The following is an 11,683-nucleotide window of genomic DNA, read 5'->3' as shown; positions in this document are numbered from 1 at the left end:
ACGATGAAAAAAATTAAATATATACTTATAGTATTGTCTGGAGTTTTAACCATAACTTCATGTGACACGGGCGAATTAGAATTAAGCAATCCCAATGCTTTATCGCCTGAAACTTTCTTTAAAACTGAGGCACAGGTGCAGTCTGCTGTAAATGCTTCTTATGCAAATCTTCAGACCAGAGGGCTTTATGGAAGAAATCTTTTCTTTGCGATGGATCTTATGGGGCATGACGCTTTAGGGAACCCGCAGTTAGAGGGGAACAAAAAACCTTTTCAGGATTTTTCTTTTAACGGAGGAAATGATATTATTCAATATTACTGGGAATCTTGTTATACGGGAATATCCAGAGCGAATTTTGTGCTAGATAACGAGCAGAAAATTAATGATCTTCCAGCTTCTATTTTATCTCAGGAAAAAAAGAACAAATATTTAGGAGAAGCTCATTTCTTAAGAGCTTACTATTACTTTCTATTAGTAAAACGTTTTGGCGATTTGCCAATTTATAAAACAAATACTATTGTTGGAAATGCAAGAAGCCCTAAAGCAGAGGCTTATGCTTTGATTGAAGAGGATCTTGTATTTGCATCTCAAAATCTTTTGCCAAGAGCATCAGAATCAGCAGGAAGAGCCAATAAAGAAGCCGCTTATGCACAATTGGGTAAAGTATTGCTATATCAAAAGAAATATACTGAAGCTTTAGCAGCGTTTAATAATGTGACAGGTTTCAGTCTGGAAGATAAAGGGAATTTTTACAACAACTTTATGGAAGAAACGGAACATGGTAAAGAATCGATTTTTGAAATTGAGTTTGATGAAAAAAATGGAACTGGCGATCAATGGGGTGCTGTTGGTGATAGTGGAGGAACAGGCTTTGAGGAGTCAACACTAAGAGGTCAGGAATATGGAAATCTTAGCTGGTATAATGTTTATCCATCAGACGATCTTTTAGATTCGTATGAAGCAGGTGATAACCGTTTTGGAGATACTTTTTATGTGCCAGGATCGTCTTATTTAAAAGGAACCAAAGTAATGGTAGCAGGTAATTTTACAACCTCTGCAGGTATTAGAAGAGCAGGCTGGAAAAAATATCAAAACTATTACAATAGAGAAGATGAAGCAACAAGATCAAGCATCAACTTTAAAGTAATGCGTTATGCCGATGTGCTGCTTATGAAAGCAGAATGTGAAAACCAAAGAGATGGCGGTTCGCAGACAGCGGCAATAGAATATATCAAACAGGTGCGCGACAGAGCCAACCTGACCACTAATATTGCTCCAACAAAAGAGGCTGTTTTTGCAGCAATTGTTCACGAACGTCAAGTAGAATTTGCCGGAGAACAATCTCGTTTTGATGATATTATAAGATGGGGTATAGCAAACACTGTATTACAAGGAACAGGTTTTACTGCTGGTAAAAGCGAGTTATGGCCAATACCAAACAGAGAAACCTCGTCTAATCCTAAAATAAAGCCTAGTGATAATAATCCTGGTTATTAAGGCTTTAAATTTTGGTTAGTTTAAGTTAAGTTAGTTTTTATAAACAGCGCATTTATTGCGCTGTTTATTGTTTAGAGAAATACTATCGAAGAAAAATCAAATGGCATTTTGAATTAATTGAATCAAAAAATGAAAAATATAAGTAAAATTTTATTGGTGATCATTTCTTGTTTTTTTACAGTAAACATAGAAGCACAAAACCCTATTATTAAGGACATCTTTACAGCAGATCCTGCTCCTCTTGTACATAAGGGAATCTTGTATTTATATACAGGACACGATGTAGCAACTCAAGAGGATACTAATTATAAAATGGCTGACTGGCATGTATTTTCGACAACAAACATGAAAGACTGGAAAGATCACGGAGCGCTACTTTCGCCTAGCACATTTTCATGGGCAACGGGCGATGCTTATGCAGCTCAATGCATCGAGAGAGACGGAAAGTTTTATTGGTTTGTTTCGACATTTCATAAAAAAGATGAGGTAAGCCAAGGCGGTGCAGCAATTGGTGTTGCGGTTTCAGATAGTCCTACAGGCCCTTTTAAAGATGCAATTGGAAAAGCCCTTATAATAAACGAAATGACAACCGATATGACGTACGGTTGGGATGATATTGACCCGACTGTGTTTGTGGATGACGACGGGCAAGCCTATATGTTCTGGGGCAATGGAAGCTGTAAATGGGTTAAACTTAAAAAGAATATGATAGAGCTAGATGGATCTATTACCACTTTTAAACCTAAAAATTACATTGAAGGTCCTTGGGTTTATAAAAGAAAAGGACTTTATTATTTAGTATATGCCAGTGAAGGTACAAAACCTGAAATGATAGAATACTGCACCGCTAAAAATATTACGGGTCCATGGAATTATCAAGGAATTATTCAGGAAAATGTTCAGAATAGTTTTACCACACATCCTGGCATTATAGATTATAAAGGAAAATCATACTTCTTTTATCATAACGGAAGTCTGCCAACAGGCGGCAGCTACAGACGTTCCATCTGTGTAGATTACATGCATTATAATAAAGATGGCACTATTCAGAAAATAATACAAACTGCAGAAGGAGTAAGCAAAATCAAGTAAAAAGCAGATTTAATTTTTCTAATGAAACGAAAGATTTCAAAGCGCAATTTTTTTTCAATTAACTAGTAAAATAATAAAAATAGAAACATGGTTATAGCTAAAGATTTTACAAATAAATACCTGATTAGAACCCGACTTCTACTATTGATTTTTGCAGTGATGGTTCCGTTTTTAGTTATTAGTCAAAATAAAAAGAAAGCGGATAAATCAGCATTAAAAAGACCGCAATACCGTAATCTTTTTAAAGAAGCAGGTTATAGCCAGATTGAAATAGACAAGAAACTGGCCAAAGCCTATTATGATGTTTTTGAAGGGCCAGATAAAGTTTATTTTGAAGAAGGGGATGCTTTAGGATACGTTTCTGATATCAAAAATAAAGATGCTCGTACAGAAGGAATGTCATACGGAATGATGGTTGCGGTTCAGCTCAATAAAAAAGATGTTTTCGATCGTCTATGGAGATGGTCGGTAAAATACATGCAGCATCAAGATGGACCAAGAGAAGGTTACTTTGCTTGGAGCGTAAATCCAGAGACTAAAAAACAAAATTCTCCAGGTTCTGCTTCAGACGGAGAATTGTATTATATAACGAGTCTTCTTTTCGCTTCTAATAAATGGGGCAATGATACCGGAATAGACTACTACAAAGAAGCCAGAAGAATATTAGATGCTATGTGGAAAAAAGACGGAACGGGTAATGTGCATAATATTATTAATACAGAACATAAGCAAATTTCTTTTGTACCAGAAGGAGGAGGCTACAATTGGACAGATCCTTCTTATCATGTTCCTGCCTTTTATGAAATATGGGCCTTGTATGCCAAAGACGGACATGAGCAGTTTTATAAAGAATGTGCGGATGTTTCGCGTAACTTTTTGCATAAAGCCTGCCATCCTGTTACGGGGCTAAATTCAGATTATACAGAATTTAATGGAGAACCACATCCGACACCTTGGATGCCTCCGGGATTTCGTTATGATTCTTGGCGCGTTGCTATGAACATTGCCATGGATTATACTTGGTACGGAAAAGATAAAGAATGGCAGGAAGACTATGCGAAGCGTTTTCAAAATTTCTTAAGATCTAAAGGATTAGATACTTATGAAGATCAGTTCAATCTAGATGGTTCTACTCCTGAATTTATTCTTCAGGCGGGTCCGGTGAAAAAACTGAGGCATTCAATCGGGTTAGTAGGAACAGCAGCTACAGCATCATTAGTAAATAAAGACAAAGCAAGTATCGATTTTGTTCGTGCGGTTTGGAATGCCAAGCTAGAGCCTTACGAAGACGGTTATTTTGATCCCTATTATGATGGATTAATGTATCTTTTCAGTTTAATGCATCTGAGTGGGAATTACCAAATTATAGCTCCAAAAGGTTAATCAATTTTTAAATCTAAAAAATAGGATTATGGCAGATTTAGCGGTACGGCAAATTATCATTTTTTAATTCCTATGCTAATCTGCCATAACGTTTTTATGGTAAAAAACTGAGGCAGCTTCAAAACGGTGATCACTCAATTAATCCTTGACATCTTTGATTTGATCAAAAGCCAGATTACTGCTGCCTTCGCCTCTTCCGATTTTCTTTTTCATGCCAAGCCATACAAATACCTCTCCGTTCAGCCAACGCGTGCGCTGAAAGGATTGCGATACTTTTACACCTGCTCTTGGTATTTCTTCCTCATGAATGTAATAGGGTAATGGTTTTGGAATTTCGTCCAAACCTTCGCGTAGAATACTGGATTGTGGCTTGATTTTTTTTGGCGTTTCCTGATCTTTTTCTATGATTCTTAATAAAGAGGCACGTTGTAATTGGGTTTCCCTATTATCATTTTTTTTGTGTACGGGAACAAATGGTATCCAGTTTTCTGGAACATTGCTCATAGCCTGATAACTGATTTTGGCTGAATAGGGCAATGTTGAAATTGGGGTATTTTTGTTTACGATGTTTTCATGAAATTGACGCACACGCAATGCCGCTTCGCTTCCTTTTTCGCCAATACCTGCTGGAGACGGAATAACGGTTTCTATTCCCCAGACCATATTCGATATTTCATCCCTTATCAATACAATTTCTTCGATAGGATCACTTTCATGTACTTTCATTGCAGTTGGGGAGAGAAATAGTGTATTATTTTGTTTTTCTGAATGTAATTTATACATACTCCAACTCGTATTCTCTTTGCCTATTTCTTCAGTTGGTTTAATCCAGATCGTTTCTCCAAAGTTGTTTTTCACTGTGAGGCCTTCAATATTGGCTAAAGAACCAATTGGAAGTGTGTATGGTACTAAGAACCAGTCGTTAGCAAAAACCAATCCGAATTCCATTAATAATAGTTTTGAAAGTTCTGTTGTTGAGGGTTTTATATCTCCAAGGTCGGTTTTAGAATCTTCAAATTGCCACCATCTTCGATCCGGCATGCCTTCAAATGCGATATGTGAAGGTATAAAGGTATCTGTGAATTTGTTGAGAGGTTCTCCTGTATTATTCGTTTTTTGTTCTTTAATATCAAATACATACCAATCTGGATGTCCTTGATAATATTCTGCAGCAGACAATTTTTTTTCTGTTTTTTCAGCTGTTGCGCTACACTCAAATTGATATTCTAATTTATTAGGCAGCCAAGCAGTATTCTTTTCATCATTCGGCTGAAGATATATTTTAGCGTACCAGTCCTTAAAGTCATTTGCGAGATCATTGTCAAGTACTGTTTGATGTCCAGGATCGCTTAAAACAATACCGTCAGATGCAGGTGTGCCCAAAAGAATCTTTTCATATAGCGCATAACCATCCATTGCTCTTCCGCTTATAGCGGCATATTGTTGCCACACATTTTTATGAGCATAAATAGAGGCATTATCACGATTATTTGGTGGCATGGTAAAACCATAATTTTCGATATAAATATCTCGATAGTTTAGAGCATATTTTTTTAACAATTGCAACCAGTATCTGCCCATTTGCAGCCTAATATCAATGCTTATTTTTTTTTCTTCTCTTTTAAAAGCAATCTTCTTCTGTTCTGTTTTTGCTTCGAGAGGGACATTGTTTTCAAAATTTTGAATGGCATTAGCGGCCGCTTTGTACTTTTGTAAATGCGAGCTGGTAATATGAATTTTTGCAAATACAGGAGAACCTGCATCATCGGCTTTAAATTCTCCCATTTGCCATTGTTTGGTAAGCATCCATAATGCATCTCTTACTTCGGCTTTTAGTGCACGGTCAAAATTATGGGCGCGTGGCCTTCCTTCAAGTCTATTCCACATCATTACGGTAGGGAATAGCTTTAGCTCAAGCGCTTCTTTGATATTTTTAATAGGATTAACCATTGTTTATTTTTTTATAAATATTATTATTTTGAGCCAGATTGATAGAAGCGGTAATCCAATGCATGCTTACAGCCATTATGGTCGCTGGAAGAAACTGCCCATATCTTGAACCTTCTATTTGGGCAGGTTCTACAGCACGTTTTTTAGCCATCTCTAGAGTTTCCTCCATAGATTCAATGATATCGTTCCATTTCCAATTTCCGGTTATCTGCGGAGGCGTTACCAAAAACATTGTTTGCGGAGGTTCGCTATTAGGTTGATCATAATGAAAAGCGATTCCGGTTGTTTCTTCATTCGCAGGAATTACTTCTGTCCATTCATCTATTACAATACCGCATTGTGGTTTGGTGTTATCATAATCTTTTGAAAAATGTGCAGTATAGAGCAACTTATCATTTTTGATGTTAAAGATGTATTTACCATTTTCATCTTTTTCGGTGGCGGTATCCTCTCTAAATTTTACAGCCAGCCAGCGATCATTTGATTGATAAGGAAATTGTAGGGCAGTAAGGTTCACTTCGACTGTTGGTTTGAATGCATCGGTGAGAAAAACAATGTTTTCCCAATGATGCGCTTTATCTCGCACTCTGGCAACTCCTCCCAGCCAGTCTTCAACTGGAAATAGACTGTTTTCGGTTGCTTTAATAAAAGTTAATAATTCATCTTTATCAGTAAGAGCGTTATTAAATTCGGCGGCAGAAGTGCTATTTAGCGTAAAGCGTGGCAATAGTAAAGCTTCATCTCCCAATATTGTTTTTGCAGCTTTTATAAGGCCAGTAATTTTATCGGCATTAACAACTGTTGCATCAGCCTCGGCTATTAAGGCTTTACTATTGATTATTTTTTTCTCAATATATTTTTGAAGGTTGCTTAGCGAAACTACAATATCTTCTTTCAATAAAGCCAATTGCAATAACTCTGTGTTAGTATTGTTACTTTCGGTCACGGTGTCAAAAGCGACGGTATCGAATAGGCTTACCTCTTTAATGGTTGTATTTACATCTGATAAAAAATCAATAACTGTGGTTTTGTTATTTGTTTTTAATGCTTTAATGTTATTCAATAAACTAATAAAATCGGCTTTCTTAGTATCAAATGCAGTTTTATAAGCAGCCAATGGTAAAACTGGAAAAGTAGAAACAGATGAAATTTGCTGCTCTGCTTTTTGAAGTAATTCTATTTTTTCGTCAGGATCGGCTGTTGTAGTATAAGCCGACATTATGAGTTCTGCTTCAATTAATTTTTTATTCCATCTTTCTATCAGAATATCTAGTTTGGTAAATACATTTTGATAAATAACAGCCACGCCACTATGAATAAAGCCAATTCCTGTTTGCACGTTATCAAAAAGGGCTGTTTTTAAATACTGCGTAGAAATATCTTTTACCAAGGTGTCAAAATGGACAAAATCATTTGCATACAGCTCTAGGTAGTTATCATAGGTTGATTTTAAAGTATTAATGGTTGAAGGAACACCTATAGAATTAATACTATTTTCAAATGCAGTCAGGATCGTAGCTTTGTTAGCAGGATTTGGGTCAGCAAGATAGTTTTTCAGATCAGATTTTAATTGTATAATGATGTTGTCTTTAATAGATGGGTCAGTTATGAGTGTTCCAATATCATTAGAAAGTTGTGCCGAAATGCTGGTAAACGAATGTGTGTTGGTGCTAATATTTTCTAAACTTGTTTTGACACTATCAAAATCAATAGCTATTAAATTTTCTACCGTTGTCTTCAATCTCGCATCATCGAGATTAGTAGGTGTTGCAGATTCTGTTGATAACAGCACCTGAGTAGGAGTTATCGCTTTAGATCCGATCAATATTTTGCGTAAGCTTTTTATTAGGGCAGCCAATTCAAAGAAAGAAACATTCGCTTTATTTGTTGTATTTACAGCTTCGGTATAATTTATTTTGATGGTTGTTTTTGGATGATTTGATTTGGTGTAGCGTACGAAATTCAATATTCGATCATCCAATTCGGTCATTGATTGCTCCGTATCTGTGTTTAATACGTATAAAAGATCAATTGCTTCCAGTCCCAATTCTTTTTGAGAAACGGTGATTGGAATATCGGCCTGAAGAGGCGTACTGTAGACTACATTACAGATCACATTTTCTGGTGCGGGTAAATTTTCGATAAGCCATTTGTTAACAGCAGGTTCGGCTTTTGCTCGAGCTATTGCACCTGAAATTACGGTTGCATCACTATCGAATTGAATAGCCATTCGATGTGTAAGGGTTACACCGCTTCTAGGGGTGTTGATAATGTCAATATCCGGCGGATAATCTCCTTTGCTAAATGCATTTGCGTTTCCGGATGCTCTTTCAAAATTTCCCTGCACTACCTGATAAACTTGTTCTGCCATTACAAGATCGGATATCGCATCGTTGATATCGATAATGTAGTCGAGTTCTTCTTTTATTGCCTTAGCCTGATCTGGAGTGGCCGTGGGTAAATTAAAAGTTGATGCCAAACCAAAAGGATATACTTTAACAGAGGCTTCTCTGACATAATTAATGAACTTTAATCCATCAAGAACATTGTTTGCCGCTATCATTTCTTCATTTTCTTCTGGTTTTGATTTAGTGTCTATAAGATTATCTGCCACCAACGGAAAGACTTTTCTTAAAGGCAAAATAAATTTATCTACTTCACCTTTGCCAAGACTGTATTTGTCATGCAAACCTCTTTCAAATTGGTAGCCAAGTAATGCCGCAAGAGGCTGACCATTACGCATTCCTTCTAAAAAATTAGCAGCTACACGCACTCTGTTTGATGTGAGGTTTATGGCAAAAGGATTGTCGCTGCCGGCATCTTTGTTGCTATCATAAGCGTTGCGCAAAATAGCAGCGGTGGCGGCCTGGTCTAAGGAAGGCGCGTGTATGAAACCAAGATTTTTGCTGTCTGATTGGAGCGGAGTACTGTTTTCTTTATTGAATATTTCATTCAGTTCAGGTGTAAGGGCTTCGGTTGTAAGTGTTCTATTTTGTGGCTCGACATCCAGCAACAAGCCATAAGCGCCAAGATAAATGCCTTTTGAGGTTTTAGTATTTTTGCTGTTTCTTAAACGTTGTTCCGTAAGTTTGTATTGTACCAAACCCGTTTTCCATGCATCAATGCGATAGCTGCAGCAGTCTAGATGTTCGGTTAATAAACGTTCTAATCTTGCGGTTGGTGTTTTCTCCAGTATTTTCAGAGCATCAATTGTTTCCTTCAATTGTTCCGTCTCTGCCAGATTGTGTAAAATATTGGGTTTCTGGATATAATCTATTAATTTCGTTGTAGCATCTCCAGTGATAGTAGGATAGGTACTGAATAAATGTTCGTATTTACTTTTTCCAATACCTTTGGCTTCTACATGTAAAAAATCAGGATCTTTAAATACTTTCCTGCTGGCAATGAGATTGTTTGTTGCCAACACATTTGCCGCTGCATTGGATTGTGATTGGGTAAGCGCGTGTTTTAAAAGTAAATAGAGTAGTGCTGTCGGGGCTTCTTGATCACCAAAATCATCTCTGCGTACGTTATCGCCTGCTGTTGCAACCAGCCATTCGATATAATTCAATCCGTTTGCACTATAGGGACGGATAGCAGATGTTTCGGAATCGGGTACATCATCAATAAATGGGCCGCTCAACAGATTAGGACGACTCAGAAAGAATTTTTCAAGTATAGGAACGGTGTCAATTCCAAGCTCATTTAAAATTTGCTTTGCTTTTTCCTGCATTTTCTTTTCAAATTTTGGTGTTAAAAGAAAATGATGCTGCAGATTTAGCTGATTATGCATTTGATTTTTCGACTGTGCATAGCGCTGATGAAACTCAACTGAATTGGCATTCAATGCTAGAATTTTTAATAATAGCTTGTGGGCATCATCTGTTGTTTTGCCTATGTGTGCGACATCTATTAATAATTCATCCCAAGTGCTGTCCATTTTCATCAGCCATCTGTGAAGTCTTGGCAGAAATGGTGTTCTAATGTTGTTGGATAAGTCTGTGTTATTGTCTCTTCCTAAGAAATTTAATTTGGAATAGACAGTTATCGGCAGAATTCCGTAAGGCTGTTTTCCGATTCGTATGGCCGGTATAGGACCTCGTCCTGAAACGAAACCAGAGAAGAATGCTTTGGTAGCTTCGATATCCCTGTCGGTGAATAATGGATCCATCATTTCATCCATAAAATAGCCCAACGTTGCTGGAAAAAGTGCCGTATTCATAGCGTAAGCTTCTAACTGATCTTTACCATTGGCATTTTTTACATTTTTTAATATGGCAGGATCTATTCCAAGGCAATCAGCCAGTTTTTCGCCATCTGATTTTTTATCTGGTGTATCTGCCGAAACAAAATCTTCAGTATTGCTAAAAAACGAATCAAAACTATCATCGCCATTATCAGTCCAAGTGTATGCAGCAGGTGCGTCTTCAGTGTTATTTGTAGGTGCTCCCTGTTTTATTAGTTCAAGACCATTTTTGCTGTAAAAATGATCCGTAAATAAGGTTTCCAGTTGTTCTTGGCCATCAGCTTCATCAGAGGTGAATCTTATGCCTGTAACAAATAATTTTTTAAAACCGGTTTGCGCTTCCTCAGGTGTAAGGTCTATTTTTGTTGCCATTCCAGCCTGTTCTGCTTTTTCAAAATCTACCATCCAGCTCAATTCGTCATTGAGAATAAGATTTTTATCATCATCTTTCTTAAGCTGGTCATCTCCTGTTAAAGAGGGATCCACACTTACAGCCAAATGATCTTTGACAGGGTTATTAAACAGGATTGTTTTTTTTACATTTCCATCAAAGGTGGTTACTACAAACTTATTAGGAAGTCCCATTGTTTTAGCTGACTGTGTCCAGGAACCATTTTTAGCGGTATAATCAGGAAGATCGATTTCAGAAATTATGATTTTACTGCTGTCTTGTTCTTCAGGTATTTCATCACTAATATTTTCCGGAATATAGTTTTCTTGTATTGATGTTGCTGTGGCAGAGTTTGTTGCCGCGGTTAAAATTTCTTTTGCCTTATCAATTTTTACAGTGTCGCCTTTGGCAAACCAAAATGCTGACCAATATTTTGTTGCGGCATCTTTTTCAGCCGAGCTTAAGGAAAGAGAAGAGTTTACCACAAAAATTTTATATTCCGCGCTAGGCCTTACAGTTTTACTATTGGCAGGTTTATACTCTTTTATGATATAAGCAGAACGCCCCGTACCATGGCTATTTACCAAGCTTCTCCAGGCCGCTTTTTCATCTGCTTTTATGCCGCCTGCTTTCCACATTTCTATCCAAAAGGCTTTTGCATTTTTCAATTCAGATTCAGATAATAGCTCTTCTTTGCTATTGATATTACAATCATCGGGATAAACTCGTAACCAAAGCTGTTTTTGATTGCCAGTTGATTTGAATCTTGTTTCTAAACGTAACGGAAACATCAGAATGGGAATGTTGTCGTTTAATTCTGTGATCTTTTTTATAGGATCAAGTTGTGCTAAAAAAGCATTCGTTATCTGTTCGTAGTTGGCCTTAATCGATTTTTTTGAATCTCTTAGTTCTCCAATATCTTTTATTATTTGGTTTCTTTGTTTTTCATTGAATAACTTCTTTGATTCGCGTTCTTGTTCATTAAGACTTTTTAGTTCTTCCTTTTCGTCAGCATTTAGTTTCTCCAATGCAGCTTGCGCCTTTTGAATTTCAATGTTCACCGCAGCCGATTGTTTTCGGTTACTGTTTTGTGCGTCCTGTATGTTTTTTAGATCACTCATAAT

The 11,683-nt window shown here is 36.9% G+C and carries 5 protein-coding genes; 3 read left to right on the top strand and 2 right to left on the bottom strand.

Going from position 1 to position 11,683, the window contains the following annotated elements:
* Window positions 1-3 precede the first annotated feature (3 nt).
* The 3 genes from QLQ95_RS24320 (at window position 4) to QLQ95_RS24310 (ending at window position 3,972) form a co-directional block, all read left to right on the top strand.
* Complete coding sequence (locus QLQ95_RS24320; protein WP_482502036.1) at window positions 4-1,497, top strand: RagB/SusD family nutrient uptake outer membrane protein; 1,494 nt, start codon at window positions 4-6, stop codon at window positions 1,495-1,497.
* Between the two features lie 129 nt (window positions 1,498-1,626).
* Window positions 1,627-2,589 (top strand): glycoside hydrolase family 43 protein, encoded by a 963-nt coding sequence (locus QLQ95_RS24315; RefSeq protein WP_320494817.1) that lies wholly within the window; start codon window positions 1,627-1,629, stop codon window positions 2,587-2,589.
* Between the two features lie 87 nt (window positions 2,590-2,676).
* A complete protein-coding gene (locus QLQ95_RS24310) occupies window positions 2,677-3,972 on the top strand; it encodes a family 8 glycosyl hydrolase (RefSeq protein ID WP_482502035.1) in 1,296 nt (431 codons plus the stop codon).
* A 138-nt stretch (window positions 3,973-4,110) separates the two neighbouring features.
* Here the strand turns inward: QLQ95_RS24310 and QLQ95_RS24305 are convergent, their stop codons facing one another.
* Together QLQ95_RS24305 and QLQ95_RS24300 are read right to left on the bottom strand one after the other, a co-directional pair.
* Window positions 4,111-5,922 (bottom strand): hypothetical protein, encoded by a 1,812-nt coding sequence (locus tag QLQ95_RS24305; RefSeq protein ID WP_482502034.1) that lies wholly within the window; start codon window positions 5,920-5,922, stop codon window positions 4,111-4,113.
* Window positions 5,915-11,680, bottom strand: coding sequence for a hypothetical protein (locus QLQ95_RS24300; RefSeq protein WP_482502033.1), 5,766 nt, complete (start codon window positions 11,678-11,680; stop codon window positions 5,915-5,917). Before QLQ95_RS24300 ends, QLQ95_RS24305 begins: the two co-directional genes overlap by 8 nt.
* Between the last annotated feature and the right edge of the window lie 3 nt (window positions 11,681-11,683).

It is taken from the genome of Flavobacterium sp. B330r (assembly GCF_056824325.1).
This window is presented reverse-complemented; position numbering and strand designations above follow the sequence as displayed.

Excerpts from the sequence above, each read along its gene's own strand:
- QLQ95_RS24320 (WP_482502036.1), top strand. The coding sequence starts at position 4 with ATGAAAAAAATTAAATATATACTTATAGTATTGTCTGGAGTTTTAACC.
- QLQ95_RS24315 (WP_320494817.1), top strand. The coding sequence starts at position 1,627 with ATGAAAAATATAAGTAAAATTTTATTGGTGATCATTTCTTGTTTTTTT.
- QLQ95_RS24310 (WP_482502035.1), top strand. The coding sequence starts at position 2,677 with ATGGTTATAGCTAAAGATTTTACAAATAAATACCTGATTAGAACCCGA.
- QLQ95_RS24305 (WP_482502034.1), bottom strand. The coding sequence starts at position 5,922 with ATGGTTAATCCTATTAAAAATATCAAAGAAGCGCTTGAGCTAAAGCTA.
- QLQ95_RS24300 (WP_482502033.1), bottom strand. The coding sequence starts at position 11,680 with ATGAGTGATCTAAAAAACATACAGGACGCACAAAACAGTAACCGAAAA.